This window comes from Streptomyces vietnamensis, from assembly GCF_000830005.1.
In the GTDB taxonomy this organism is placed as follows: domain Bacteria; phylum Actinomycetota; class Actinomycetes; order Streptomycetales; family Streptomycetaceae; genus Streptomyces; species Streptomyces vietnamensis.
In genome coordinates, this window is the sequence record NZ_CP010407.1 from 6,642,459 (window position 1) to 6,668,888 (window position 26,430).

Below are 26,430 nucleotides of genomic sequence, written 5' to 3' on the forward strand. Positions count from 1 at the left end.
CGGGGGCCGTCGGGAAGCCGTGGCCCGTTCTGCTTCCCATCCTGGTGCCGTACCCTGCCGCCGCCCGTCGTCGTCCCGGCTGCACCCGGCTCCCCGGGCGGTGGACCCCGGGGTCATCCGATCGGTTGACCCCGTTCCTCCCTCTCCCACGACGCCGCGAGTTCGGTGAACGCCCCCGCCGCCGCGCTCCGGTAGCCGGCCGCGCGCCGCAGCAGGGCGACGGCACGGGACGGCAGCGCGGGGGAGAGCGGCACCGGGCTCAGCCGGGGATGGTCCCGGGTGACGGCGTCGGGCAGGACGGTGGCCAGCGCGGTGCGCCGGACGATCTCGGTGAGCGCCGTCACCGAGTTGGCCTCCACCGCGATCACCGGCCGGACGCGGTGCTCGGTGACGTACGCGTCGATGTGCAGGCGGGTGGCGAAGTCCCGGCTGAGGAGGGCCAGCTGATGGTCGTTCAGCTCCTCGGCCCGTACCGGCTCCGTCCGGTCCGCGAAGGGATGGTCGGGGCCCACGACGAGGCCGAGGGTCTCGGTGAACAGCTCCGTCGCCTCGACGCCCGGGAGGTGCTCGCCGTGGAAGGCGATGCCGAGGTCGAGCCGGTCGGCGAGGAGTTCGGCCTCGATGCGGTCCTGCGGCAGCTCCCGCACCTCCACGCTGATGCCCGGATGGCGGGAGTGGAAGCCGGCGACCAGGGGGCCGGTGAGGTACGCGGTGAAGGTGGGGGTGACCGCGAGCCGGAGGTGGCCGCGGGACAGGTCGTGCACGTCGAGCACCGCCCGCTCGCCCGCCGCCAGGTCCCGCAGGGCGCGCCGGGCATAGCGCGCGTACGTCTCCCCGGCGTCGGTGAGGCGCACGGTGCGGCCGGAGCGGTCCAGGAGCTGCGCTCCGAGGGCCTTCTCCAGTTGTTTGACCTGCTGGGACAGCGTGGGCTGGGCGATCCGGAGCTCTTCGGCCGCGCGGGTGAAGTTGGCGTGCTCGGCGACGGCGAGCAGATAGCGGAGATGGCGGAGTTCCGGCTGCATACGGCTGACTATAGATCGCATCTATAACTGGGATCGACAGCAAGTCTTGGACGCTATAGGTGTGGGTCGTGCACGGTGGGGACATGCCTCACTTCGCCGAGGGAATCGCCCGCTTCCAGCGGGAGGTCTTCCCTGCCAAGGCCGGCCTCTTCGCCCGCCTGGCCACCGCCCACCGGCCCGGCACGCTGTTCATCGGCTGCTCGGACGCCCGCGTCGTACCGGAGCTGATCACCCAGACCGATCCGGGTGAGCTCTTCGTCATCCGTACCGCCGGGAACCTCGTTCCCGCCCACACCCCGGGCACCGACGGAGTCACCGCCGCCGTCGAGTACGCCGTCACCGTCCTGGGAGTACGGGACATCGTCGTCTGCGGGCACTCCGCCTGCGGCGCGATGACCGCGCTCGCCGAGGGCCACGACCTGAGCACCGCGCCCGCCGTCGCCGCCTGGCTGCGGCACGCCGACGCCTCCCTCGCCCGCGCCGCCATCGGCGGCGGGACGGTCGACGTGGCCGCCCTGGTCCGGGAGAACGTCGCCGCGCAGCTGGCCAACCTGGCCACCCACCCCTCGGCGGCCCGCGCCCTGGCCGCGGGCGAAGTACGGCTGCACGGCTGGGTCTTCGACATCGCCGACGGCACCGTCGAGGAGCTCCCCGCCACGGCGAGCCCCGTACTCGCCGCCTGATCCCCCCCGAATTTCCTTCAGAAAGGACGTACCTCTCATGGTGCACGCCCAGTTCGACCCCACCGCCCGCCGCGCCCTCGCGATCGCCGCCGTCGACGCCAAGATCCGCGAGGACCTGAGCTGGCAGCAGATCGCGGACGCCGTCGGCCTCTCCGTCGCCTTCACCACCGCCGCCGTCCTCGGCCAGCACGCCCTGCCGGCGGAGTCCGCCCGCGCCGTCGCCGAGCTCCTCGGCCTCGACGAGGACGCGGTCCGCCTGCTGCAGACGATCCCCACCCGCGGCTCCCTCGACGGCGCCGTCCCCACCGACCCGACCATCTACCGCTTCTATGAGATGCTCCAGGTGTACGGCACCACGCTCAAGGAGCTCGTCCACGAGCAGTTCGGCGACGGGATCATCTCCGCGATCAACTTCAAGCTGGACGTGAAGAAGGTCGCCGACCCCGAGGGCGGCGAGCGCGCCGTCATCACCCTGGACGGCAAGTACCTGCCGACCAAGCCCTTCTGACGGAAGCTCAGACGGCTCCCTGACTCTCCTCGGCACCGAGGAGGGCCAGGGAATCGGCCCACAGCGCGTCGAGGCGGCCCGGGTCGTCGTACAGCTTGGCGAAGAGGACCCGGCCCTCCAGCTGGGCGACCAGGGCCCGCGCGGCCGCGCCGGTGTCGGCGACCGTGACCTCGCCGCGCGCGCGGGCCTCGGCGACGGTCTCCGCGACCAGGGCCACCTGCTCGTCGAAGATCTCCCGCAGCCGCTCGCGGACGCTCTCCGTACGGGTGCTCAGCTCCAGGGCCAGGTTCCCCAGGAGACAGCCCGTGACCGTGCCGCAGCTCTCCCGGCCGGCCCGCAGCTCGGCCTCCGTGGACTCGTACAGGCGTCGCAGCCGCCGGAGGGGAGGCACGTCCCCGGCGAGCGCGCGCGTCCACTCGGCGCGCTGCCCGGCCCAGTGCTCCTCGACGACGGCGAGGGCGAGCTCCTCCTTCGACGCGAAGAAGTAGTAGAAGCTGCCCTTCGGCACACCAGCCGCCGCGCAGATCTCGGCCACGCCCAGGGCGGAGTAGCCGCGCGACAGCATCAGCGTCCTCGCGGCGGTCAGGATGCGCTCGCGCGCGTCACTCGTTCGCCCCATGGCCGAGAGTGTACGACCGGTCGACTACTTCCTCCCTCTGCTCCCCACGTCCGCGCTCGGCCTCCGCTTCCGGCGGCGCCGCACGCGGTTCTATGGTGGGCGGCGCAGATCGCGCGGACCGCGCGGTCCTGACGCGGGCACGCGCCCGATCCGGCGGCCAACCCGGCGGCAGGGTCGCACCCGCACGACACGAACGAGGAGTTCCATGGACATCGCCGGCTCCGCCGCTCTCGTCACCGGCGCCGCTTCCGGCCTCGGCGCCGCCACCGCCGCCGCGCTCGCCGCCCGTGGCGCCACCGTCTACGGCCTGGACCTGGACAAGGCCGTGGCCGCCGCCGGGCCGCTGCCCGAGGGCGTCCGGCTGCTCGCCGCCGACGTCACCGACGAGGACCAGGTCCGCGAGGCGCTCGCCGTGATCGACGCCGACGGCGCCGAGCTGCGGCTCGCCGTGAACTGCGCCGGCATCGCCCCCTCCGCCCGCATCCTGGGTCGCAAGGGACCGCACGACCTCGACCTGTTCCGTACGGTGCTCAACGTCAACCTGCTCGGCACCTTCAACGTGATGCGGCTCGCCGCCGAGGCCATCGCCCGCCACGAGCCCGACGAGCACGGACAGCGCGGCCTCGTCGTCAACACCGCCTCCATCGCCGCCTTCGAGGGCCAGGTCGGCCAGATCGCGTACGCCGCCTCCAAGGCGGGCGTCGCCGGGATGACCGTCACCGCCGCGCGCGACCTGGCGCAGTTCGGCATCCGGGTCGTCACCATCGCCCCCGGCATCGTCGACACCCCGATGATGGCCGGGTTCGGTGAGGACGTCCGGGCCGGTCTCGCCGCGAGCGTCACCTTCCCGCAGCGCCTCGCGCGCCCGGAGGAGTACGCCCGGCTCGTGACGATGATCGCCGAGCACGACTACCTCAACGGCGAGACGATCCGCATGGACGGCGCCCTGCGGATGGCGGCTCGCTGAACCTCCGTACCCCCGTGAGAGCACTCGGTGCCGGAATCTTCCGGCACCGAGTTCCACGCGGGGCTCGTACGGGTGTTAGGTTCGGGCCATGGGAACAGCGTCGACGAACTCCACGAAGCCCGCGATGCGGGACTCCCTCATCGCCGCGGCCTTCCAGCTCTTCCTGGAGCGGGGCTACGAGCAGACCACCGTCGACGACATCGTCACGCTCGCGGGCGTCGGCCGGCGGTCCTTCTTCCGGTACTTCCCGTCGAAGGAGGACGTGGTCTTCCCCGACCACGAGCAGTGCCTCGCCGACATGACCCGCTTCCTCGCCGCGAGCGCCGACTCCGACGACCCGGTCGTCCGGGTCTGCGACGCGGCCCGCCTCGTCATGCGGATGTACGCCGAGAACCCCACCTTCTCCGTGCAGCGCTACCGGCTCACCCGCGAGGTGACCGGGCTGCGCACGTACGAGCTGTCGGTGGTCTGGCGGTACGAGAAGACCCTCGGCGACTATCTGCGCACCCGCTGGGCCGACCGCAGGGACGGCACCCTGCGCGCCAACGTCGTCGCGGCGGCCGTGGTCGCCGCCCACAACCACGCCCTGCGGCACTGGCTGCGCTCGGGCGGCGAGGGCGACCCGCTGGCCGAGGTCGACGGGGCCCTGGAGTTCGTGCGCACCACCTGGGGCGGCGGGCAGGCCGCGGAGGCGCCGGCCGAGGAGAACGAGGACGTCGTCGTGGTGATCACCAAGCGGTCCACCCCCATGTGGCGCGTGGTGCGCGAGGTGGAGTCGAGCCTCGGCGAGGGCTGAGGGGATCACCGAAAGGTCACAGGGTTCTCAGTATCTCGAATTGGGGGAACTGAGGTCTTTATTTGATGGCACTCAGTGCCATATCTTTGCTCCATGCACGGTCGAGCCGCCGAGTGCAAGGAGAAGGCATCGTGTTCCACACGGGACTGAGGAGCGGGACCGCCGTCCAGGCCGAGGATTCGGCCCCCGACTCCGAGCTGTACTTCCAGCGCTGCCGCTGGTGCCACACCACCACGTTCCAGCGCCTGCTCTGTCCGACCTGCGGGTCGACCGACCTGGCGCCCGAACTCAGCGACGGCGAGGGCGTGATATCCGTACGTCGCGGGGTCGCCGCCGCCGATGCCGACCTCTGGCCGGTCCACATGACGGAGGGCTTCGTGGTCCGCTGCCGCGTCGACGGACCGCCGCACGCGGTGCGTCCCGGGGTCCGGGTCAAGGTCTCCGGGACCGCGGTCTCCGGGCGCAGGCCGGTCGTCCGGCTCTGCGAGGAGGTCCCGCTCGACGGCTGGTACTGAGCGCGAGCACGAGAAGGGGGCGGGTGGCACAGAGTGCCACCCGCCCCCTTCTGTCGTGTGAGGTCAGCGCGCGCCGATCTCGTCCGTCAGCTGCGGCAGCACCTCGAAGAGGTCGCCGACGACGCCGTAGTCGACGAGGTCGAAGATCGGGGCCTCGGGGTCCTTGTTGACCGCGACGATCGTCTTCGAGGTCTGCATGCCGGCCCGGTGCTGGATCGCGCCGGAGATGCCCGCCGCCACGTACAGCTGCGGCGAGACCTGCTTGCCGGTCTGGCCGACCTGGTTGGAGTGCGGGTACCAGCCGGCGTCCACGGCGGCGCGGGAGGCGCCGACGGCCGCGCCGAGCGAGTCGGCCAGCTTCTCGACGACCGCGAAGCCCTCGGCCGCGCCGACACCACGGCCGCCGGAGACCACGATCGCGGACTCGGTCAGCTCGGGGCGGCCGGTGGAGACGCGCGGGGTGCGCGAGACGACCTTGGCGGCGTTGCCGGTGAAGGCGACCGTGACGTTCTCGACCGCGCCGGCGGCCGGGGCGGCCTCCGGGGCGGCGGAGTTCGGCTTGACGGTGATGACCGGGACGCCGTGCGAGACCGTCGACTTCACCTGGTACGAGGCGGCGAAGACGGACTGGGTGGCGACCGGGCCGTTCTCGCCGGCCTCCAGCTCCACCGCGTCGGTGATCAGACCGGAGCCGAGGCGGAGCGCGACGCGGGCCGCGATCTCCTTGCCCTCGCCGGAGGAGGTCACCAGGACGGCGGCCACCCCCTTGTCCTTCGCGATCTGGGTGAGCGCGTCGACCTTCGGGACGACGAGCTGCTCGGCGAACTCGGCGCCGTCCGCGACGTACACGGTGGCCGCGCCGTACTCGCCGGCCGTGGCGGCGATCGAGGCGGCGGCTTCGCCGGCGCCGAGGACGACCGCCGTGGGCTCGCCGATGCGGCGGGCCAGGGTCAGCAGTTCGAGGGCCGGCTTGCGGACCGCACCGTCGGCGTGGTCCACGAGAACCAGGATCTCAGCCATGATTCCTTGCTCCTGAGGTGGGGTGACGGTGGGTCAGATGAACTTCTGGGTGGCGAGGAACGCGGCGAGCTGCTTGCCGCCGTCGCCCTCGTCCGTGACGATCGTGCCCTGCGTACGGGCCGGGCGGGCGGCCGCCGAGTCGACCAGGGTCCAGGAGCCGGCGAGGCCGACCTCGTCGGCGTCGATGTCCAGGTCGTCCAGGTCCAGCTCCTGGACCGGCTTCTTCTTGGCGGCCATGATCCCCTTGAAGGAGGGGTAACGGGCCTCGCCGGACTGGTCGGTGACCGAGACGACGGCCGGCAGCGGGGCCTCCAGGTGCTCGGTCGCGGCGTCGCCGTCGCGGCGGCCCTTCACGAGACCGTCCTCGACGGAGAGCTCCGACAGCAGGGTGACCTGCGGGAGGCTCAGGCGCTCGGCGAGCAGCGCGGGCAGGACGCCCATCGTGCCGTCGGTCGAGGCCATGCCGCAGACGACCAGGTCGAAGCCGGTCTTCTCCAGGGCCTTGGCCAGGATCGCGGAGGTGGCGATGACGTCGGAGCCGTGGATGTCCTCGTCGTTGACGTGGACGGCCTTGTCGGCGCCCATCGACAGCGCCTTGCGCAGCGCGTCCTTGGCGTCGTCCGGGCCGACGGTCACGACGGTGACCTCGGCGTCGTCGGACTCCTCCGAGATGCGCAGGGCCTGCTCCACCGCGTACTCGTCGAGCTCCGAGAGCAGCCCGTCGACGGCCTCGCGGTCGGTCGTCAGGTCGTCGGCGAAACCGCGGTCGCCGGTCGCGTCGGGGACGTACTTCACACAGACAGCGATCTTCAGGGTCACGGCCTGTCTCCTTTCGAGAGGCTGGTGGTTACGGGAGGTTGCGGGCCATGACGATGCGCTGGACCTGGTTGGTGCCCTCGTAGATCTGGGTGATCTTGGCGTCGCGCATCATGCGCTCGAGCGGGTAGTCACGGGTGTAGCCGTAGCCGCCCAGCAGCTGCACGGCGTCGGTGGTGACCTCCATCGCCACGTCGGAGGCGAAGCACTTGGCCGCCGCACCGAAGAAGGTCAGATCGCCGTCGACCCGCTCGGACTTCGCCGCGGCCGCGTAGGTGAGCTGGCGGGCGGCCTCCAGCTTCATGGCCATGTCGGCGAGCATGAACTGCACGCCCTGGAAGTCGGCGATCGGCTTGCCGAACTGCTTGCGCTCCTTCACGTAGCCCTTGGCGTAGTCCAGGGCGCCCTGGGCCACGCCCAGGGCCTGGGCGGCGATGGTGATGCGGGTGTGGTCGAGGGTCTTCATGGCGGTGGCGAAGCCGGTGCCCTCTGCGCCGATCATGCGGTCGGCGGGGATGCGGACGTTGTCGAGGTAGACCTCGCGGGTCGGGGAGCCCTTGATGCCCAGCTTCTTCTCCGGGGCGCCGAACGACACGCCCGCATCGGACTTCTCCACCACGAAGGCGCTGATGCCCTTGGAGCGCTTGTCGGGGTCGGTGACGGCCATCACCGTGTAGTACTCCGAGACGCCGGCGTTGGTGATCCAGCGCTTGACGCCGTTGAGGACCCAGGAGTCGCCGTCGCGGACCGCGCGGGTCTTCATGCCGGCCGCGTCCGAGCCCGCGTCGGGCTCGGAGAGGCAGTAGGAGAACATCGCGTCGCCCTTGGCCAGCGGGCCGAGGTACTTCTTCTTCAGTTCCTCGGAGCCGGACAGGATCACCGGGAGGGAGCCGAGCTTGTTGACGGCCGGGATCAGCGAGGAGCTGACGCAGACGCGGGCGACCTCCTCGATGACGATGACGGTGGCCAGGGCGTCGGCGCCGGCGCCGCCGTAGCTCTCGGGGACGTGCACGGCGTGCAGGTCGTTGGCGACCAGCGCGTCCAGGGCCTCCTGGGGGAACCTGGCCTCCTCGTCCACCGCCGTCGCGAACGGGGCGATCTTCGCCTCCGCGAGGGCACGCACCGACTCCCGGAGCATGTCGTGCTCCTCCGAGGGCCGATACAGGTCGAAGTCCTTACCCATGATGGAGCTCCCCTAGACGCTTGTGGCACTGAGTACCCTCAGCAAAACACACTCAGTGCCATGACGCCAGAGCGCCCCGACGCTGTTCTGCGTCGGGGCGCTCCGAGTACCGTGCGGTCGGTTTTCTTAATGGGGAGTTTCCGCGGAGTTCATCTCGTCCCTGCGGCGCCGGTTCGCCTCGTATTCCGCGCCGAGCTCCTTCGCGTAATCCTCGGTCAGGTGGAGTCCGGTCAGCAGGGCCGGCGCACAGATGCTCGGCATGAAGTGCTGGAGAAGGACCGCGACGCGATGGATCAGATCGTTGCGGTCGCACAGGATCTGGGACATCGCCTGGACTCCGGAGAAGGCGCCCGAGAAGAGCGAGGCCGTGTCCGTCACATTGACGTGGACGAGCAGCTCGCCCTGCGCCTTCGCGACCATCAGGATCTCCGAGACCTGGTCGATCCAGGCCTGGAACGGGGCGACCCGGTCGACGCCGGTGGCACCGCTGTCCAGGGCCAGGGCGACGCTCGCCCGCACGAGGGCGTCGCGCTGCAGCCGGTGGGCGAGCAGGAAGGCCTGGTCCGCGAGCTCCTGGAGCTTGATCGCCTGCGGTGTCAGCGGCACGTCGAGCATCTGCGCGTCGAGCACGCCGAGGGCGAGGTCTTCCTTGGAAGCAAAGTGGAAGTACAGAGCCCCCTTGGTCACCCCGGCGCGCACCAGGATCTCTCCGATGGTCGTGCGCTCGTAGCCCCGCTCGGCGAAGACGGCCGCGGCCGATTGCAGGATCGCCTGCCGGGTCTTGATTGCACGCGCTTGCTGCGCCAAGGCGCCTCCCGCTGTGTCGCTGTCTGTGCCCGTCGTGTGACGTGAAGCATTGAAAAGAAAACCGCGCTGTACGTATTCTAAGTCGGGCGGACACGCCGCCCAGGGGCGCGGGGATGCTAGGGGGATCCATGGATCAGAACCTTCGAGGAGCGACGGCGTGCGTCCCCGGGGAGTTCGTGCACCGAGCGGATCCCGCGGACATCATCCCCACGGGCTGGACCCAGCTGACGGAGAACCGGTTCTCCGTCTCCGCGCACTGGCCTGCCGCACATCCCTTCTTCTCTCCGGTGGCAGGGGACCGCCACGACCCCGTACTGGTGGCCGAGACGATACGCCAGACCACCATGCTCGTCGCTCACGCCGAATTCGGGGTACCCGTCGAGGATCAGTTCGTCATGTGGGGCCTCCACTACACGGCCGACGCCGAGGCGCTCGCCGTCAGCGGCCTCTCCTCCGACGTCACCGTCGACGTCATCTGCTCCGATCTCGACAGCCGCCGCGGCAGCCTGCGGAACCTGCGCACGACCATGGTGCTCACCCGCGACGGCCGGCACCTCGCCACCGGCGGCACCCTGGCCCGCTGCACCTCCGCCCTCGCCTACCGCAGGATCCGGGGCGAGCGGATGGCCGCACTCGACCGGCCCGTCCCGCTGATACCGGGCGTGGCACCGGAACTCGTCGGCCGCGAGCACAGCAAGGACGTCGTCCTCGCCCCGGGGACCCGTCCCGGCCAGTGGCGGCTGCGCGTCAACACCGCCCACCCCACCCTCTTCCGGCGCCCGAACGACCACGTGCCCGGCATGGTGCTCCTCGAAGCCGCCCGGCAGGCGGTGACGGCGGCCCTCGGAGGCAGGGCCTACCTGCCCACCGACATGGCCATCTCCTTCTCGCGGTACGTCGAACTCGACAGCCCCTGCTGGATCGAGACCGAGATCCTGCCCGGCCACGACCCCGAGGCGACCACCGTCCGGGTCACCGGCCTGCAGGACGGCGAGCCCGTCTTCCTCAGCACGCTCACCTCCCCGTCCCGGGCCCTGGCGGTGGCCGGAGCCGGCCTCGGCACCCGCCTGACGGGCTGAACCGGACCGGAACGGAACCATGGGCCCACGCATCCTCATCACCGGCGCGACCGGATTCATCGGCGGCCGGGTGGCGGCGACCGCCGCGGCCGCGCCGGAGCCGGCGCACGTACGGCTCCTCGCCCGCCGCCCGCTCGCCCCGCCGGCGGGCCCGGGCGTCGAGGTCGCCCCGGGCGACCTCCGCGACCCCGACTCGCTGCGCCGCGCCTGCGAGGGCATGGACGTACTCGTCCACTGCGCCTCGGCGATCGGCGCGGACGAGGACGTGGCGCACGCGGTCAACGACGAGGGCGCCCGGGCCCTCGTCGACGCGGCCGTACGCGCCGGAGTGACCCGGATCGTCTCCCTGAGCACCGCCTCCGTCCACGGCCGCGGCCCCTTCCGGGCGGCGGCCCCCGGCACCCTGCCGCTCGCCCCGGGCTCGGTGACCAGCCGCACCCGGGCGGCGGGGGAGCGGTACGTCCTCGACGCGGGCGGGACCGTCCTGCGGCCCCACCTCGTGTACGGCACGGGCGACCGGCAGTTGATACCGGGCTTCGTCCGGCTGCTCGCGGCCCTGCCGGGACCGCTCGACGGGGGCTCCTCGCTGCATTCGCTGATCGACGTGGACAGCCTGGCGCGGGCCCTGCTCGGCGCGGCGCTCTCCCCGAAGACGCAGGCGGGCCCCTGCTACGTCAACCACCCGGAGCCGGTGCCGGTGGCGGAGCTGCTCGCGGCCGGCGAGGCGCTCCTCGCCGACCGGTCCGGGGTCCGGGGACCCGCGGTGGACATCGCCGAGGCCCGCGCACTGCTCGCGGACGTCCCGTTCGCCCAGCACCACCTGGCGATGCTCGCCAGCGACCACTGGTTCGAGGACGACCGCCCGTGGCGGGAGTGGGGCTGCGACCCGGGGCGGGGTTTCGCCGCGACGATCGCGGACCACATGCCCTGGTACCGGGGCCTCCTCGACCACTCCTGACGAAGAACCGTCCCCGAGAACGGTCTCGGTACAGCGAGGACCGTCCCCGTACAGACAGAAAGAAGGCACGGCCGACATGTCCGCGCTGGCCGGAAGGACCGCGATCGTCACCGGGGCGAGCCGCGGCATCGGAAGAGGCATCGCCGAGCGGCTGGCCGGGGACGGCGCCCTGGTGGCCGTGCACCACGGCACCGGAGAGGCGGCCGCCCGCGAGACGGTGAAGACCATCGAGGAGGCGGGCGGAAGGGCCTTCGCGTTCCGCGCGGACCTGGAGGCGCCGGACGCCGTGGACACGTTCTACGCCGCCCTGGACGCGGGTCTCGCCGAGCAGGGCGCCGGTCCGGATTTCGACATCCTCGTCAACAACGCGGCGGCGAGCGGCTCGGGCCGGCTCCACGAGCTGACCACCGAGACCTTCGACCGGCTCTTCGCGATCAACGTCAGGGCCCCGCTCTTCCTCATCCAGCGGGGTCTGGACCGCCTGCGCGACGGAGGCAGGATCGTCAACGTCTCCTCGGCGGCGACGAAGCGCGCCTTCCCCGAGTCCGTCACCTACGTGATGACCAAGGGGGCCGTCGACACGATGACCCCGACCCTCGCCAAGGAGCTGGCGCCCCGGGGGATCACGGTGAACGCCGTGGCCCCCGGCTATGTCGCGACGGACATGAACGCGCATCGCCGCACGACGCCGGAGGAGGCCGCCGCCCTCGCGGCCCACTCGGCCCTCAACCGGCTCGGGACGCCGGCCGACGTCGCGGACGTGGTCGCCTTCCTCGTCTCCGAGGACGCGCGCTGGATCACGGGTCACTGCGTGGACGTGTCGGGCGGCTACAAGCTCTGACTTCCCGCGGGTTCGAGTCCGGCGAGCGACTCGGGGCCCGCCAGCATCGGCAGCAGCGTGCGCCACAGTCCCGTGACGGTCTTGGGGGACAGCCATTCGCCGTTGTCCCGGCAGAGGGCCTCCAGGCCGATCGTCGCGGCCACGATCGTACGGGCGAGGTCCTGTTGGCGCCCGGTGCCGGCGGCGAGCAGGCCCTCGTCGGCGGCTTCCGCGAGCCGCTGCTGCACACAGCTCTGCCACTCCTGGCGCAGATTGAGCTCCGTACCGGTGTCGTTGGCGCAGCTGAGACGGAAACCGGCGCGGACGACGACGTCGTCGCGGAGCAGGCGGGCGAGCGCGTGCGAGGTGTCGGCGAGGTTCTGCAGGGCGTTCGACCGGTGTGCGTACACGATCCGGGCGGTGCGGCGCAGGACGGTGGAGGCCTCGCACTCGACGGCGTCGGCGACCGCCTCCTTGTTCTCGAAGTGGAAGTGGAGCGCGCCGGGGCTCACGCCCGCTCCCGCGCTGATCGCGGACAGCGTGGCCAGGGCGTATCCGTGCTGCTCGAACTCCCTGGCCGCCGACCTGATCAGCGCGTCGCGGGTCCGCGCGGCCCGCTCTTGTTTGGTCACCAATGGCTCCAGCAGCACCCACTCGACGACATCAAACCGACTGATCGGTATTGTACGAGCTTTTGGTGGGGCTCCAGGGCGCTTCGAGGGGTAAACCATCCCTTGGGGGGAAACGGTCAGCCGGTCGTCGTCCCGTACCGGGCGAGCAGGCGGGTCCGGCGGGACGGCTGGAGGTTCGCGCGGGTCACGTCCCCGTCGTAGTGGGCGACGACCCGGGGATCCATGACGCGGCGCCAGAGCGGGGGCACGTACGCGAGGACGATCATCCCCGCGTACCCCGTCGGCATCTCGGGGGCCTCGTCGAAGTGGCGCAGCGACTGGTAGCGCCGGGTGGGGTTCGCGTGGTGGTCGCTGTGCCGCTGGAGGTGGTAGAGGAAGACGTTCGAGGCGACGTTGTCGCTGTTCCAGCTGTGGCGCGGGGCGCAGCGCTCGTACCGGCCGCTCGCGGTGCGCTCCCGCTTGAGGCCGTAGTGCTCGGTGTAGTTGATGACTTCGAGCAGGCAGAAGCCGAAGACCGCCTGGATCGCGAGGTACGGCAGGACCCCCGGGCCGAAGGCGAGCGCGAGCCCCGCGAAGAGCACGAACGACAGCGCCCAGGAGCCGAGGACCGTGTTGCGCGGGCTCCACACCGACCGGCCCCGGCGGCCCAGCCTGCGCTTCTCCAGGCGCCAGGCCGAGGTGAGGCTGCCGAGGACGGTCCGGGGCAGGAAGCGCCAGAAGCTCTCGCCGAGCCGGGCGCTCGCCGGGTCCTCGGGGGTGGCGACGCGGATGTGGTGGCCGTGGTTGTGCTCGACGTAGAAGTGGCCGTACCAGGTCTGGGCGAGCGCGATCCGGGAGAGCCTGCGCTCCAGGGCCTCCGTCTTGTGCCCCAGCTCGTGGGCGGTGTTGATGGCGATGCCGGCGACCCCGCCGAGGGTGAACGTCAGCCCGATCCGGTCGACGAGGGCGAGGTCGCCCCGGGTGATCAGCCAGCAGCCGAGGACGAGACCGGCGTACTGGACGGGGAGGTAGAGGTAGGTGCACCACCGGTAGTAGCGGTCCTGCTCCAGGTGCGCGATGGCGCTGTCCGGCGGGTTGGCGGAGTCCTTGCCTATGAGGTGGTCGACGACCGGGAAGATCACGTACAGGACGAGGATCCCGGTCCACCAGAAGAGGCGGAGCCCGGTGGCGTTCACCAGTCCCCAGGAGAGGAAGGGGAAGGCCGGGATGAGCAGGCCGAACAGCCAGAGCCAGCGCTTGGGGTCGCGCCAGGTGGCGGGGGCGTCGGGGGAGTCGCTGTGCAGGGCCAAGACCGGCTCCTCGGGGAGGTGGACACGGCGGGTGGACACTTTGCATGCCTACTGTCCAGTTCATAGACGGATTCCCAGGGGAGCGTCAATGCTTTGGACAGTGCCCCGTGGATAAAGTGGGGGCACGATGACACGTTTCCGCGAGAGTGTTCGGTCCCTCCTGCGCGAGCAGGTGCTCGACGCCGCCTACCGGCTCGTCGCCGCCGACGGCTGGGGCGTGCTGCGCATGGCCGCCATCGCGCGGGCCGCCGGCATCAGCCGCCAGACGCTCTACAACGAGTTCGGCTCGAAGGAGGCCATCGGCAACGCCCTGATCCAGCGCGAGCTGGAGGGCTTCCTGCTCGGAATACAGCGTGAACTCGACGCCCACCGGGGCGAGTTGGAGGCGGCGGCCGTCGCGGGCGTCGGCTACACGCTCCAGCAGGCCGTGGACAACCCCCTCATCAAGAGCGTCCTGCTCGCGGCGCGCGGCGGCGAGGACGACCTCCTCGCCTACCTCACCACCCGCCCGGAGCCGGTCTTCGGCACGGCGATGGCGATGCTCGACGCGTACGCGATCGAGGCCTGGCCCGACGTCGACGAGGAGTCCCGGGGGCTCGCCGTCGAGACGATCGTGCGGCTCACCGTCAGCCACATCGTCCAGCCGGTGGCCTCGCCGGAGGAGTCGGCGCGGCGCATCGCCAGGATCACGGCGCGGATCGCGTACCCGGGCGGCGTCCGGCCCGACGGACGCGGTGAGGCCCGCTGACGGACACGGGGGATCTCCGGCAGCGGGCCTCTGTTGAATATTGTACGAGATCATCCGGGGTGGTTCTCCCGGACGACGGCGGTGGTTCTCCCGGACGACGGCGGTGGCGAAGGGCGAGCGGGCGGGGTACATGTCCCCTGAGGCGCGGACACCCTCGACCGCGTCGCCCGAGCCGACGAGGAGGCCGCCGTGGAAGGCAGAAGCATCGGGTTCGTGCAGTCCTTCAACCGTCTCGGCGGGTACGGCTTCGTCGTCCCCGTGGGCTCCGAGGAGCAGGTGTACTTCAGCGCCGAGGACATCGAGGGCAAGGGGCGGACGGTCTCCGAGGGGCAGCAGGTCTCCTTCGTCCTGGTCCTCGGCGAGGGCCGCTTCGAGGCCAAGGAGCTGCGCTTCTGACACCGTCCGGGGCGCGGGGGCGCGGGGGCGCGGCCCGGCGGCCCGCGGGCAAGGGCCGACGGCCCGCGGATACGGACCGGCGGCCTGCGGGTGGGGACCGGCCGGGCTCCCGGGGTGCGACCGCCGGCCGGTGGTACTGTGCCGAGGCCAGTCGCACCTTTGTACGCACCTGAACGGGTACGTGCACGGGTCAGGGAATCCGGTGCGAGACCGGAACTGACGCGCAGCGGTGAGGGCGACGGGCGGAGCATCGGCCACTGGGCGGCACGACGGGCCCGGGAAGGCGCTCCGTCCGGCTGACCCCGAGTCCGAAGACCTGCTGGCGGCCCCGGCGGCACGCTGCCGTCCGGGGAGCACCGTACGACAGGCTCCGCGCATGAGCCGTGGACGCAGAGGAAGTCCCCGTGCCGCTCGCACACCCCGTCCGCTCCGCCGTGCCCGCCCTGGCCGGCGTCCTGCTCCTCACCGCGGCGGTGACCGGCTGCGGGCCCTCCGGAGCTTCGGCGAAGGACGCCCCGGAGCGCGGCTACCCCGTCACCCTCGCCGACGACTGCGGACGGCCGGTCCGCGTCGACCGCGCCCCGCGCCGGGCCGTCGCCCTCGACCAGGGGGCGGCGGAGATCATGCTCTCCCTCGGCCTCGCCGACCGCATGGTGGGCACCGCCACCTGGACGGACCCGGTGCTCAAGGGACTTGAGAAGGAGAACGCGAAGGTCCCGCGCCTCGCCGACCGCTACCCCTCCTTCGAGAAGGTCCTCGACGCCGAACCCGACTTCGCGGCCGCCTCGTTCGCGTACACCCTCGGCAAGGGCGGGGTGGCGCCCCGCGAGCGCTTCGAGCAGCTCGGCGTCCCCACGTACCTCTCGCCGAGCGACTGCGTCGGCAAGGACAACAGCGGCGACGGCGACGGCGTCCGCACCCGCCCCCTCACCATGGAGACGGTCTACGGCGAGATCCGCGACCTGGCCCGGGTGTTCGCGGTCCCCGAGCGGGGCGAGAAGCTCGTCGCCGGGCTCAAGGCCCGGGTGGCGAAGGCCACGGCGGCGGCCGACTTCACCGACGCCACCGTCCTCTACTGGTACTCCGACGCCAAATCGCCCTACATGGCGGGCTGTTGCGGAGCGCCGGGGATCGTCACGAACGCGCTCGGCGCGAAGAACGTCTTCGACGACACCCGCGAGGAATGGCCCCAGATCAACTGGGAGACCGTCGCCGACCGCGATCCCGACGTCCTCGTGCTCGGCGATCTGACCCGCCGCGCGCAGTCCGCCGAGAGCGCCGCCAAGAAGATCGAGTTCCTGGAGTCCGACCCCGTCACCCGGAACATGACGGCCGTGAAGCACAAGCGGTACGTCCTGCTCAGCGGCCAGGCGCTGAACCCCACGATCCGCACCGTCGAGGGCATCGAGAAGGTGGCGGCGGCGCTCCGCACGTACGGTCTCGCGAAGTGAGCACGCCCCTCCTGACAATCCGGCCGGCCCGGCCGGTACGCGCCACGGCGCTCCTGTGGGCGGCGGCCGGACTCGTCCTGCTCGCCCTGTCCGTGGCCGTGGCCATCACCATCGGCCCGGCCGACATCGGAGTCGGCGAGGTCGGATCCGTCGTCGCCGCGCACCTCGGCGGCGGCGCCTCGGAACTCTCGCCGATCCGCGACGGGATCGTCTGGGACCTGCGGCTGCCCCGTACCCTCCTCGCCGCCGTCTGCGGCGCCGGACTCGCCCTCTGCGGGGCGGTGATGCAGTCCCTCCTGCGCAACCCGCTCGCCGACCCCTTCGTCCTCGGCGTCTCCTCCGGCGCCTCGACCGGCGCGGTCGCCGTCGTCGTCCTCGGCGTCGGCGGCGGCCTCCTCTCCGTCACCGGCGGGGCGTTCCTGGGGGCGGTGGTCTCCTTCGCGCTCGTCCTGCTGCTCAGCCACACCCTCGGCGGCTCGACGGACCGGGTCGTGCTCGCGGGCGTCGCCGCGATGCAGCTCTTCTCCGCGCTCACCTCCTTCGTCGTGATGACCGCCGCCGACGCCGAGACCACCCGGGGCGTGCTCTTCTGGCTGCTCGGCTCGCTCGCCGGGGCCGGCTGGAACGATGTGTGGGTGTGCCTCGCCGTCCTCGCGGTGGCCCTGCTGATCTGCGGCGGGCACGCGCGGACCCTGGACGCCTTCGCCTTCGGCGAGGAGGCCGCCGCCTCGCTCGGCGTCGCCGTCGCGCGGACCCGGCTCGTCCTGCTGTGCGTCACCGCCCTCCTGACGGCCGCCCTGGTCTCCGCCGCCGGCGCGATCGGCTTCGTCGGCCTCGTCCTGCCGCACGCCGCCCGCGCCCTCGCCGGCCCCGGGCACGCCCGCCTGCTGCCGGTCACCGCCCTGGCCGGAGCGGTGTTCCTCGTCTGGGCCGACACGCTCGCCCGCACGGTCCTCGACCCGCAGGAGGTGCCGGTGGGAGTGGTGACCTCGCTGATCGGCGTACCGGCCTTCGTCCTCGTCCTGTACCGCACCAGGAGCACGCGATGACCGAGACCGCCTCCGCCGACGCCGGGCCCCGTGCCGAGCGCGGCGCCGGACTCCGTGCCGAGCGGGTCTCGCGCACGGCCGGCGGCACCCTCGTCCTCGACGGGGTCAGCATCGCCCTCGCCCCCGGCACCGTCACCGGGCTGCTCGGACCCAACGGCTCGGGCAAGTCCACCCTCCTGCGCCTCCTCGCCGGCGTCCTCGCCCCCGACTCCGGCGTCGTCACCCTCGACGGCGACCCGCTCGCCGAGCTGGGCCGCCGCTCCGTCGCCCGGCGCCTCGCCACGGTCGAGCAGCAGACCGACACGCAGACCGACCTGACCGTCGCCGACGTCGTACGCCTCGGCCGCATCCCGCACCGCAGGGCCTGGACGCCGCCCACGGCGGCGGACGAGACCGCCGTCCGCACCGCCCTCGAACGGACCGGGCTCACCGACCGCGCCCGACAGCCCTGGCGCACCCTCTCCGGCGGCGAACGCCAGCGCGTCCAGATCGCCCGCGCCCTCGCCCAGGAACCGCGCGAACTCCTCCTCGACGAACCCACCAACCACCTCGACATCCAGCACCAGCTCGACCTCCTCGCCCTCGTCGCCGACCTCCGCCTCACCGCCGTCGTCGCCCTGCACGACCTCAACCTCGCGGCGATGTACTGCGACCGGCTCGTGGTCCTCGCCCGGGGCCGGGTGGTGGCGAGCGGCCCACCGGGCGAGGTCCTCACCGAGGAGCTCGTCGCCGAGGTCTACGGGGTCCGCAGCGCCGTGACCCGGCCGGGGCCCGACGGGCGCCCGCACATCCGCTTCCTCGGTACGGTGGGCGCATGCCCGAGCCCGAGCCCGTAGACCCCGCAGCCGCCTCCCGTCCGCACGAGCGGACCCCGGGCGCGCGCGAACTCGCGGCGGCGGCCGAGGTGTTCGGGCTGCTCTCCGACCCCACCCGGCTCCAGCTGGTGTGGCTGCTCACCCGGGGCGAGGCCGACGTCACCGCCCTGACCGAGGCGTGCGGGGCCGCGCGTCCCGCCGTCAGCCAGCACCTCGCCAAACTGCGCCTCGGCGGGCTCGTCACGACCCGCAAGGAGGGCCGCAGGGTCGTGTACGCGATGCCGGACGGACACCTGAAGCGCCTCGTCGTCGAGGCGATCAGCCGCGCGGACCACCAGGTGACCGGGGAGCCCTGGCACGACTGAGGCGATCGGCGTCAACATGTGCGCACCCATGCACGTGTCGGCTACGGTGGAGGTCTCAGCCGTCCGCCGTGGCCGACCGGGGGCGCCCCCATGCTGTCCGTCCTGCGCAACCGCACCTACCGCCGCCTCTTCGGCGCGCAGGTCGTCGCCCTCGCGGGCACCGGCCTCGCGACCGTGGCCCTGAGCCTCCTCGCGTACGACCTGGCCGGGGCGGACGCGACGGCCGTGCTCGGCACCGCGCTCGCCCTCAAGATGGCCGCGTACGTGGTGATCGCCCCGCTCGCCGGCGCGCTCGCCGACCGCGTGCCCCGGCGCGCGCTGCTCGTCTCGATGGACCTGGCGCGGGCGACGGTCGTGCTCGCGCTGCCGTTCGTCACGCGGGTGTGGCAGGTGTACGTCCTGATCCTCCTGCTCCAGGCCGCCTCGGCCGCCTTCACCCCGGCGTTCCAGGCGACCATCCCGCAGGTGCTGCCGGAGGAACGCGCCTACACCGAGGCCCTCTCGCTCTCCCGGCTCGCGTACGACCTGGAGAGCCTGGTCAGCCCGGTACTCGCCGCCGCGCTGCTGGCCGTCGTCCCCTACGACTGGCTGTTCGCCGGCACGACCACGGGATTCCTCGCCTCGGCCCTCCTCGTACGGACGACCACCCTGCCGACGCCGCCGGAGCACGGGTGTCCCGGCGCCGCCGGGGCTGCCGGTGCGGACCGGGACGCGGGTGCCGCCTCGGCCACCGGCGCGGGCCGGGGCTCGGGTGCCGCCTCGGCCACAGGCGTAGGCCGGGGTTCGGGTGCCGTCCCGGCTGCCGGTGCGGACCGGGGCTCGGGTGCCGTCCCGGCTGCCGGCGCGGGCCGAGGGTCCCGTGCCGCCTCGGCCGCCGGCCGGCTGTACGCCAAGGTGGCCTTCGGTGTGCGGCTCGTCCTCGCCACCCCGCGCCTGCGCGCGCTCCTCGCCCTCGACCTCGCCGTCGCGGCGGCCGGGGCCGTGGTCCTGGTCGACACCGTGCTCCTGGTCCGCGACACCCTCGGCCGTCCCGCCGGGGACGTGCCGTTCGCGCTCGGCGCGTACGGCGCCGGGTCCATGGCCGTGGCGCTGCTGCTGCCCCGCGTCCTCGGCCGGGCGGACGACCGCGTGGTCATGGTGCGGGCGGCCTTCGTGCTGCCCGGGGCCCTCGCGCTGCTCGCCGTGGGTCTCGCCACCGGTGCCCGGTCCTGGCCCGCGCTGCTCGCGGTCTGGCTGGTCGTCGGGGCCGCGGGCTCCGCGGTGCTCACCCCCGGCGGCAGGGTGGTGCGCCGCTCGGCCGACGGCGGCGACCTGCCGGCCGCCTTCGCGGCCCGGTTCTCCCTCTCGCACGCCTGCTGGCTGCTCGCCTACCCGCTCGCCGGCGGACTCGCCGCCTGGGCGGGGCCCGCCGTCTCGGCGGCCGTGCTCGCCGCGCTCGCCCTGGTCGGGGCCGTGGGCGCGGCACACCTCTGGCCCCGCGAGGACCCGGCCGAGCTGGAGCACGTCCACCCCGAACTCCCGGCCGGCCACCCGCACCTGGCCGGGGCCGGCGGGCGCCACGCGCACGCGTACCACATCGACGCGCTGCACCGGCGGTGGCCGCAGGCGCCGGACCGCGCGTCGGATCAGCGCGGGAGCCGCATCTCCAGGCCGTCCAGGACCACGTCCAGGCCGTAGGCGAACTTGGCGTCCCGGATGGCGACCGGATCGACCACCGCGCGGGCGGCGGCCTCGTCGTAGGCGGCGGCGAGGTGGTCGTGGTCGGCCGCCGCCTGCTGCGCGGCGGGCATGAGGCGGGCGATGAACTCCGCCTCGGTCTCCCCGGAGCGGGCGACCGTGGTGAGCCAGGCTGCCTCCGTGGTGCTCATGCCGATGACGTACGACAGGAGGGTGTCGATCGCACGGCTCGGCTCGGGGAACCCGGCGGCCGTGAACAGGGCGGCGAGCCGCTCCGAGTACGACATCAGGTTGGGGCCCAGATAGGCGAGGCCCGCCTGTCCGAGGGTCGACGACAGCCAGGGGTGGCGCAGGGCCGTCGCGCGGAAGGACTCGGCGGCCTCGGTGGCGGCGGCCCGCCAGGGGCTGCCCGCGGGCGGGACGGTGATCTCGGCGGCGACCTCGTCCACGGCGAGCTCCATCAGCTCGTCCTTGGTGGCGACGTGGCGGTAGAGGGAGGTCGCGCCGGCGTTCAGGCGGGCGCCGAGCTTGCGCATGCTGAGCGCCTCGATGCCGTCGGCGTCGAGCATGACGACCGCCTCGCGGACGATCGCGGCCCGGCTGAGCGCGGGCTGGTCGGGGGCGGACTGCTCGCGGGCCCACACGGACGGGACGGGGTTCGCCTTGGCGGCCATGGTCCTCCTTCACTGCGCATTCACTGCGTACGGCGTGCGCATTCAGCGTACAGGTCTCCGGTGTTGCGAACAGTGTGCGCAGCTGCGTACAGTGTTCGCATCGAAGGGCGCTCCCAGGGGCGCTCCCAAGAGCGCGAACGAAACCCGAGGGGGAACTCCCGATGGAAACCCGCAACCCACGCCGCTGGTGGATCCTGGTCGTGCTGTGCCTCAGCACCCTGGTCCTGGTCATCGACAGCATGGCGCTCACCGTCGCCGTACCGTCCATGACCGAGGACATCGGCGCGAGCGCCCAGGACATCCAGTGGATCCTGGACTCCTACATCCTGGTCTTCGCGGGACTCCTGCTCACCTCGGGGAGCCTCGGCGACCGCTTCGGCCGCCGGAAGGTCATGGTCGTCGGCCTGCTGCTCTTCGGCGCGGCCTCACTCGCCGCCACCGTGTGCACCAGCCCCGGCGAGGTCATCGCCGCCCGCATCACCATGGGCGTCGGCGGCGCGCTGATCATGCCCTCGACGCTCTCCATCCTCATCACCGTCTTCGACGAGGACGAGCGGCCCCGCGCCATGGCCGCCTGGGGCTCCGTGTCCATGCTCGGCCTCGTCGGCAGCCCCGTCCTCGGCGGCGTCCTGATCGACCACTTCTCCTGGCACTCGATCTTCTTCGTCAACGTCCCGGTCGTCGCCCTCGCCGTCCTCGCCGCCCTCACCCTGATGCCCGAGTCCAAGGGCCCCTGGCAGAAGCCCGACCCGCTCGGCGCGATCCTCTCCGCCGTCGGCATGACCGCCCTGATCTGGTGGATCATCGAGATCCCGCAGCACGGCGCCTTCGAGGGCCGCTCGCTCGTCACCCTCGCGGTCGCCGTCGTCACCCTCGGCGGGTTCGTGATCTGGGAGAACGTCACCCCCGAGCCGATGGTGCCGCTGGTCCTCTTCAAGCACCGCAACTTCAGCGGCGGTTCGCTCTCGCTGACCCTCGTGCAGATCGGCAACGGCGGACTGCTCCTCGTCCTCACCCAGTACCTGCAGTTCGTCCTCGGCTACTCGCCCGTCAAGGCCGGCCTCGCCTTCGTCCCGCTCGCCGTCGCCGCCCTCATCGGCAACGGCGCCGGCGCCGGACTCGCCGCGAAGATCGGCAACCGGCTACTGATCCTCGCCGGCATGCTCGTCATGGCCGCCTCCTTCGCCCTGCTCACCACCGTCGACGCCCACTCCGGCTTCACCGTCCCGGCCATCGCCCTCGGCCTCCTCGGCCTCGGCGCCGGCCTCGCGATGCCGGCCGCCGTCGGCGCGCTGATGGGCACCATCCCCGAGGAGAAGGCCGGCGTCGGCTCCGCCCTCAACGACACCATCCAGCAGGCCGGCACCGCGCTCGGCATCGCCATCCTCGGCTCGCTCCTCACCAGCACCTTCTCCTCCGAGATGCCGGCCGACGCCCCCGAACAGGCCAAGCAGTCCATCGGCGGCGCGCTGGCCGCCGCCCAGGGCGACGCCGGACTGATCGCCGCCGCCCGCGAGGCCTTCACCTCCTCGATGACCACCACCTTCACCATCAGCGCCGTCGGCGTCCTCGCGGCGGCCGTCCTGGCCACCCTGGTGATGAGGGACACCAAGTCGGCCGCTGCCCCCGCCCCCGAAGAGCCGAAGCAGGAGGAACTCGCCGCCTGACCCCGTACCCCATCGGAAGAGCCGGTGCCCCAGGGCGCCGGCTCTCCCGTCTGCCCCACATGGATGCCTCCGGCCCTTTCCATGGAGTGTTGGACCGGATCGGCACGCCTCTTCCCGCCATAGTGCGGGCCATGACCCCCACCCCCACGCGGACCCGCTCCCGGTCCCGGTCCCGCAGAGCCCTCCTCTGCGCCGCCCTCCTCACCCTCACCGTCCAGACGGCCGCCGCCCCGGCACTCGCCTCGCGCCCCGAAGGCCCCGGCGGACACGGCGGGCGCGACTGCGTCCGGACCGAGCGGCCCCTCGACGGCGACGCCCGTCGGATCCTGGACATCACCCGCAAGGCCAAGAGCGACCTCAAGCTCAAGTCCGTCGAACTGCGGGTCACCGTCGACGGCCGCGAGGTCCTCACCGACGCCCTCGGCGAGTCCATGACCGGCGTCCCCGCCGAGCCGGACATGCACTTCCGGGCCGGCTCCGTGGCCTTCGCCCACATCGGCACGGCCCTCCTCCAGCTCGTCGAGGAGGGCAGGGTCGGCCTCGACGACACCGTGGAGCAGTGGCTGCCCGACGTGCCCAAGGCGGACCGGATCACCCTGCGGATGCTGGCGAGCAACACCACAGGCCTCCACGACTACGTCACCGACCCGGCGTTCCTCGCCGAGCTGGGGCCGCACCCGTTCCGCCAGTGGAGCCCGGCGCAGCTCCTCGCCTACCCCTACCACCACTCCTTCTGGTACGAGCCAGGCACCAGCTGGAGCTACTCCCACGCCAACTACCTCCTCCTCGTCGCCGCGTTGGAGAAGATCACCGGCACCCGCATCGACAGGCTGGTGAGGGAGCGGGTCACGGGCCCCCTCGGACTGCGGAACACGCAGAACAACTTCACCCCCGACATCCCGAGCCCGGTCCTGCACGCCTTCACCTCGGACCGCGGCTTCTACGAGGAGTCCACCTTCTGGAACCCCTCGTGGACCACCGCGCCCGGCGCGGTCATCACCACCCACATCTGCGACCTGGCGACGTCGGCGCGGGCGATCGGCAGCGGCGAACTCCTCTCGTACCGCTCGTACCGCACGCTGCTGAACCCGGGCACGGTCGGCCTCGGCGGCGGGACCGCCAGGTGCCCCGCCTCGATCTGCCTGAAGCAGACCGAGGCCAAGCACTTCGGCCTCGGCGTCATCGTCGTCAACGGGTGGGTGCTGCAGAACCCGTCGTTCTCCGGGTACGCGGCGATCCAGGCGTACCTGCCGTCGAAGGGGCTCGCCATCGCGGTCTCCGCGACGAAGACCCCGACCACCCCCGCCGGCAACATGGCCGAGGTGGTGGCCCAGCGCATCGCGGCCGCACTCGCCCCGAACGACCCGCTGGCGATCACCTGACCGCCCCGGCGGGAGCCCCAGGGCGGACGGGGACCGGCAGCCGGCGCGTCCGTACCTTGCCGGGATCCGACCTGACATGTCCGGCTGGCGCCCGGCTAGCGTGCCCGGGCGCGTGTGGCGTCCGTACCGTACGGGGATGAAAGGGGGGCGCGATGTTGCTGCTGGCCTGGGGGGTGTTCGCGACGGCCTTCGGCTGGATCGTCGTGACGGATTTCCGGGGAGCGGCCCACCGCCTCCACGCCATGTCCCGCGCAGCCACCCCGTTCGGCGGCGCCGGGGCGCCGAACGGGGGCGTCGGCTTCCTCCGCTTCCTGGCGGGGGTCTTCGCTCTGGTCGGCCCCTTTGTTCTGGGCTCCGGGCTCCTCGACCTGTGGCGCGGTGCGGAGGGGCCGGGCGAGATGCCCTCGCCTCCCGTCGAGTTCGTCGTGGTGGAGGCGATCGTCGCCGGTGTCTTCCTGTGGAGGATGTGGCGGCGTTCCGGCCTGCTGCGCCGCGAGTGGGACGCCGGCACCGGGCTGCGGCGTGCCGCCGTGGCCGGTCTTTCGGTGGCGATCGTCGCCTTCGTCGTGACGCTGGGCGCCGGTTGGGGAACGTGGATGATGACGAGCTGGCTGGTCGGCGGCCTGTGCGGGATCGGCCTGCTCGTGGCCGGCCGAACCGGACAGGGAGCCTAGCCCGGCCGGCGGTACGCGTCGTGAAACCCGTGCGATCGGAGGAGCCGTACGCCGGGCGTGTCGGGTTCCCGCGAGTCGGCGGGCCGGTGGTTACGTGGCCGCGAACCCGTTGAGGCCCTAGAGGAGAACGCCATGCGGATCCACGTGACCAGTGTCTTCGTCGACGACCAGGACAAGGCGCTGAGCTTCTACACCGAGAAGCTGGGCTTCGTGAAGAAGACGGAGGTCCCCCTCGGCGACTACCGCTGGCTGACCGTCGTCTCGCCGGAGGCCCCCGACGGCGTCGAGCTGCTCCTGGAGCCCGATGCGCACCCCGCCGCCAAGCAGTACGCGCGCGCCCTCGTCGCGGACGGCATCCCGGCCACCTCCTTCGCCGTGGACGACGTCCGCGCGGAGTACGAGCGGCTGCGTGCCCTCGGGGTCGTCTTCACCCAGGAGCCGACGGAGGCGGGTCCGGTCGCCATCGCGGTGCTCGACGACACCTGCGGCAACCTCATCCAGATCGTCCAGCTGCCCTGAGCGGCCCCGCGATCAGGCGGCCGGCTTGCCGGGCTGGTCGTGGGTCGAGCAGTGGATGCCTCCGCCGCCGGACGCGATGGTGTCGATCGGGATCTGCACGATCTCGCGCTTGGGGAAGTGGTCCTGGAGGATGCCGCGGGCGCGGTCGTCGGCCTTCCGGTCGCCGAACTTCGGCATGAAGACGGAGTCGTTGGCGACGTAGAAGTTGGCGTACGTCGACACGAAGTCGTCGCCCTCGCCGGTGATCCTGTCGAGGTCGGGCTGCGGCAGGTCGATGATCTCGAAGCGCCGGCCGCGGGCGTCGGTGGCCTTGCTCAGCACCGAGCGGGCCTGGTCGGAGGAGCGGGACCAGGAGTCCGGGGGAGTGCCGGGGAACGCCTGGTCGAGCAGGACCACACCGGGCGCGGTGAACCGTACGAGGCTGTCCACGTGCGCGTCGGTGATGTCCTCGCCGCGGACACCGGCCAGCCAGACGACCTTCTCCACGCCGAGCGTGTCGATCAGCTCGTCCTCGATCTGGTCCCGGCTCTTCCCGCGGTTGCGGTTGTCGTTGACGATCGAGCTCTCGGTGACGAGGAGGGTGCCCTCGCCGTCGGTCTCGAAGGAGCCGCCCTCGGCGGTGAGCGGCGCCCGCTCGCGCGGGATGCCGTACTTGGCGAGCAGCTTGCGGCCCACCTGGGCGTCGTTGGCGTGGGTCTGCTTGTTGCCCCAGCCGTTGAAGTTGAAGTCGATCCCGGTGACCTCGCCGTCGTCCTCCACGAAGACGGGGACGATGTCGCGGGCCCACAGGTCGTCGACGGCCATCGGGATGACCTCGACCTGCGAGCCGCACGCCCGCTGGGCCGCCGCCTGCTGGTCGGGGCGGGCCATCATCACGACCGCCTCGTACTCCGCGACGGCGCGGGCGATGCGGGCGATGTCCTTCCGTACGTAGGGGAGGTCGGCGTCCCAGACGGAGGCGAGGGCGGGCCAGGACATGAACGTACGGGTGTGGCTCTCCCATTCGGCGCCGAAGCGGCGCTCGCCGTTCGCGCCGGTGGCGGCCGAGGTGCGGCTCGTACCGGAGGCGGTGCCGCCCTGCGCGGCTTCCTCGGGACCGCAGGCGGCGGCGCCGAGGGCGAGGGCGCCGCCGATTCCGGCGAAGGCCCGCAGGGCCGTGCGGCGGGAGGGGGAACGGTGGGACACGGTGTGCTCCGATCGTGGGCTGGCAGAACCGTGGACGCGACGCCACTGTGACACTGACTGGATTTTCAGTCAAATGAAGGGGCGGTGTGGCGGGCCCGGTGTCGCCCGCTCGGC

Annotated in this window: 29 protein-coding genes and 1 riboswitch; of the genes, 19 read left to right on the forward strand and 10 right to left on the reverse strand. The window is 72.4% G+C overall.

The features are described 5' to 3' along the window. Positions 1-113: 113 nt before the first annotated feature. Positions 114-1,022, reverse strand: coding sequence for a transcriptional regulator CynR (gene cynR / locus SVTN_RS29815; RefSeq protein ID WP_041131876.1), 909 nt, complete (start codon positions 1,020-1,022; stop codon positions 114-116). Positions 1,023-1,105: 83 nt separating this feature from the next. On the opposite strand from cynR, the gene SVTN_RS29820 reads away from it, so the two are divergent. Together SVTN_RS29820 and cynS are read left to right on the forward strand one after the other, a co-directional pair. Beyond that, positions 1,106-1,705, forward strand: coding sequence for a carbonic anhydrase (locus SVTN_RS29820; protein WP_041131877.1), 600 nt, complete (start codon positions 1,106-1,108; stop codon positions 1,703-1,705). Positions 1,706-1,742: 37 nt separating this feature from the next. Continuing rightward, entirely contained in the window at positions 1,743-2,213 is a 471-nt protein-coding gene (cynS, locus tag SVTN_RS29825; protein ID WP_041131878.1) for a cyanase, read from the forward strand. Positions 2,214-2,220: 7 nt separating this feature from the next. On the opposite strand, the gene SVTN_RS29830 is transcribed toward cynS, so the two are convergent. Continuing rightward, complete coding sequence (locus SVTN_RS29830) at positions 2,221-2,832, reverse strand: TetR/AcrR family transcriptional regulator (protein ID WP_041131879.1); 612 nt, start codon at positions 2,830-2,832, stop codon at positions 2,221-2,223. Between the two features lie 205 nt (positions 2,833-3,037). Between SVTN_RS29830 and SVTN_RS29835 the strand changes: the two genes are divergently transcribed. The 3 genes from SVTN_RS29835 to SVTN_RS29845 all read left to right on the forward strand — a co-directional run bounded on the left by SVTN_RS29835 (position 3,038) and on the right by SVTN_RS29845 (position 5,110). Next, positions 3,038-3,799 carry an SDR family NAD(P)-dependent oxidoreductase gene (locus tag SVTN_RS29835; RefSeq protein WP_041131880.1) on the forward strand — a complete coding sequence of 254 codons (762 nt, stop codon included), beginning with the start codon at positions 3,038-3,040 and terminating at the stop codon, positions 3,797-3,799. An 88-nt stretch (positions 3,800-3,887) separates the two neighbouring features. Next, entirely contained in the window at positions 3,888-4,595 is a 708-nt protein-coding gene (locus tag SVTN_RS29840) for a TetR/AcrR family transcriptional regulator (RefSeq protein ID WP_041131881.1), read from the forward strand. Between the two features lie 131 nt (positions 4,596-4,726). Continuing rightward, on the forward strand, positions 4,727-5,110 hold the full coding sequence (locus SVTN_RS29845) for a zinc ribbon domain-containing protein (protein WP_041131882.1): 384 nt from the start codon (positions 4,727-4,729) through the stop codon (positions 5,108-5,110). Positions 5,111-5,173: 63 nt separating this feature from the next. Here SVTN_RS29845 and SVTN_RS29850 read toward each other — a convergent pair whose 3' ends face one another. From SVTN_RS29850 to SVTN_RS29865, 4 genes are all read right to left on the reverse strand, one after another. Beyond that, positions 5,174-6,130: an electron transfer flavoprotein subunit alpha/FixB family protein gene (locus SVTN_RS29850; protein WP_041131883.1), complete on the reverse strand. Its 957-nt coding sequence runs from the start codon at positions 6,128-6,130 to the stop codon at positions 5,174-5,176. Positions 6,131-6,163: 33 nt separating this feature from the next. Next, positions 6,164-6,949, reverse strand: a complete 786-nt coding sequence (locus tag SVTN_RS29855) for an electron transfer flavoprotein subunit beta/FixA family protein (protein ID WP_041131884.1) — start codon at positions 6,947-6,949, stop codon at positions 6,164-6,166. A gap of 28 nt (positions 6,950-6,977) precedes the next feature. Continuing rightward, positions 6,978-8,129 carry an acyl-CoA dehydrogenase family protein gene (locus SVTN_RS29860; RefSeq protein ID WP_041131885.1) on the reverse strand — a complete coding sequence of 384 codons (1,152 nt, stop codon included), beginning with the start codon at positions 8,127-8,129 and terminating at the stop codon, positions 6,978-6,980. Between the two features lie 126 nt (positions 8,130-8,255). Beyond that, positions 8,256-8,936, reverse strand: a complete 681-nt coding sequence (locus SVTN_RS29865) for a ScbR family autoregulator-binding transcription factor (protein WP_041131886.1) — start codon at positions 8,934-8,936, stop codon at positions 8,256-8,258. 128 nt (positions 8,937-9,064) lie between these two features. Here SVTN_RS29865 and SVTN_RS29870 point away from each other — a divergent pair, with 128 nt between their 5' ends. The 3 genes from SVTN_RS29870 (at position 9,065) to SVTN_RS29880 (ending at position 11,814) form a co-directional block, all read left to right on the forward strand. After that, positions 9,065-10,015, forward strand: a complete 951-nt coding sequence (locus SVTN_RS29870) for a ScbA/BarX family gamma-butyrolactone biosynthesis protein (protein ID WP_041131887.1) — start codon at positions 9,065-9,067, stop codon at positions 10,013-10,015. Between the two features lie 19 nt (positions 10,016-10,034). Further along, a complete protein-coding gene (locus SVTN_RS29875; RefSeq protein ID WP_041131888.1) occupies positions 10,035-10,973 on the forward strand; it encodes an NAD-dependent epimerase/dehydratase family protein in 939 nt (312 codons plus the stop codon). A gap of 76 nt (positions 10,974-11,049) precedes the next feature. Continuing rightward, positions 11,050-11,814, forward strand: coding sequence for an SDR family NAD(P)-dependent oxidoreductase (locus SVTN_RS29880; RefSeq protein WP_041131889.1), 765 nt, complete (start codon positions 11,050-11,052; stop codon positions 11,812-11,814). Here the strand turns inward: SVTN_RS29880 and SVTN_RS29885 are convergent. Continuing rightward, a complete protein-coding gene (locus SVTN_RS29885) occupies positions 11,802-12,425 on the reverse strand; it encodes a ScbR family autoregulator-binding transcription factor (protein WP_041131890.1) in 624 nt (207 codons plus the stop codon). The genes SVTN_RS29880 and SVTN_RS29885 overlap by 13 nt on opposite strands. Positions 12,426-12,541: 116 nt before the next feature. Then, positions 12,542-13,753, reverse strand: a complete 1,212-nt coding sequence (locus tag SVTN_RS29890) for an alkane 1-monooxygenase (RefSeq protein ID WP_245727684.1) — start codon at positions 13,751-13,753, stop codon at positions 12,542-12,544. A gap of 88 nt (positions 13,754-13,841) precedes the next feature. On the opposite strand from SVTN_RS29890, the gene SVTN_RS29895 reads away from it, so the two are divergent. The 7 genes from SVTN_RS29895 to SVTN_RS29925 all read left to right on the forward strand — a co-directional run bounded on the left by SVTN_RS29895 (position 13,842) and on the right by SVTN_RS29925 (position 20,215). Beyond that, complete coding sequence (locus tag SVTN_RS29895) at positions 13,842-14,462, forward strand: TetR/AcrR family transcriptional regulator (protein WP_041131891.1); 621 nt, start codon at positions 13,842-13,844, stop codon at positions 14,460-14,462. Between the two features lie 189 nt (positions 14,463-14,651). Beyond that, positions 14,652-14,858, forward strand: coding sequence for a cold-shock protein (locus SVTN_RS29900; RefSeq protein WP_052499368.1), 207 nt, complete (start codon positions 14,652-14,654; stop codon positions 14,856-14,858). Positions 14,859-15,004: 146 nt separating this feature from the next. Beyond that, positions 15,005-15,182: riboswitch (cobalamin riboswitch) on the forward strand. A gap of 80 nt (positions 15,183-15,262) precedes the next feature. Then, positions 15,263-16,309, forward strand: coding sequence for an ABC transporter substrate-binding protein (locus tag SVTN_RS29905; protein WP_041131892.1), 1,047 nt, complete (start codon positions 15,263-15,265; stop codon positions 16,307-16,309). 11 nt (positions 16,310-16,320) lie between these two features. Continuing rightward, positions 16,321-17,358 (forward strand): FecCD family ABC transporter permease, encoded by a 1,038-nt coding sequence (locus SVTN_RS29910; protein WP_425429061.1) that lies wholly within the window; start codon positions 16,321-16,323, stop codon positions 17,356-17,358. Further along, the gene (locus SVTN_RS29915) at positions 17,355-18,194 is read left to right on the forward strand and encodes an ABC transporter ATP-binding protein (protein WP_052499370.1); all 840 of its coding nucleotides are present in this window, start codon (positions 17,355-17,357) and stop codon (positions 18,192-18,194) included. The genes SVTN_RS29910 and SVTN_RS29915 overlap by 4 nt, the downstream gene beginning before the upstream one ends. Further along, positions 18,173-18,538: an ArsR/SmtB family transcription factor gene (locus SVTN_RS29920; protein WP_041131893.1), complete on the forward strand. Its 366-nt coding sequence runs from the start codon at positions 18,173-18,175 to the stop codon at positions 18,536-18,538. Before SVTN_RS29915 ends, SVTN_RS29920 begins: the two co-directional genes overlap by 22 nt. Before the next feature lie 90 nt (positions 18,539-18,628). Next, a complete protein-coding gene (locus tag SVTN_RS29925) occupies positions 18,629-20,215 on the forward strand; it encodes an MFS transporter (RefSeq protein WP_078908552.1) in 1,587 nt (528 codons plus the stop codon). Here the strand turns inward: SVTN_RS29925 and SVTN_RS29930 are convergent. After that, the gene (locus tag SVTN_RS29930) at positions 20,164-20,889 is read right to left on the reverse strand and encodes a TetR/AcrR family transcriptional regulator C-terminal domain-containing protein (protein WP_041131894.1); all 726 of its coding nucleotides are present in this window, start codon (positions 20,887-20,889) and stop codon (positions 20,164-20,166) included. The two genes, SVTN_RS29925 and SVTN_RS29930, sit on opposite strands and share 52 nt — an antisense overlap. Before the next feature lie 161 nt (positions 20,890-21,050). Between SVTN_RS29930 and SVTN_RS29935 the strand changes: the two genes are divergently transcribed. The 4 genes from SVTN_RS29935 to SVTN_RS29950 all read left to right on the forward strand — a co-directional run bounded on the left by SVTN_RS29935 (position 21,051) and on the right by SVTN_RS29950 (position 25,131). Beyond that, complete coding sequence (locus SVTN_RS29935; protein ID WP_041131895.1) at positions 21,051-22,556, forward strand: MFS transporter; 1,506 nt, start codon at positions 21,051-21,053, stop codon at positions 22,554-22,556. 131 nt (positions 22,557-22,687) lie between these two features. Continuing rightward, complete coding sequence (locus SVTN_RS29940) at positions 22,688-23,938, forward strand: serine hydrolase domain-containing protein (RefSeq protein ID WP_041131896.1); 1,251 nt, start codon at positions 22,688-22,690, stop codon at positions 23,936-23,938. 152 nt (positions 23,939-24,090) lie between these two features. Next, positions 24,091-24,612, forward strand: coding sequence for a hypothetical protein (locus SVTN_RS29945; RefSeq protein ID WP_041131897.1), 522 nt, complete (start codon positions 24,091-24,093; stop codon positions 24,610-24,612). Positions 24,613-24,744: 132 nt separating this feature from the next. Then, entirely contained in the window at positions 24,745-25,131 is a 387-nt protein-coding gene (locus SVTN_RS29950) for a VOC family protein (protein ID WP_041131898.1), read from the forward strand. Between the two features lie 12 nt (positions 25,132-25,143). On the opposite strand, the gene SVTN_RS29955 is transcribed toward SVTN_RS29950, so the two are convergent. After that, positions 25,144-26,316 (reverse strand): agmatine deiminase family protein, encoded by a 1,173-nt coding sequence (locus tag SVTN_RS29955; RefSeq protein ID WP_041131899.1) that lies wholly within the window; start codon positions 26,314-26,316, stop codon positions 25,144-25,146. Positions 26,317-26,430: the final 114 nt, after the last annotated feature.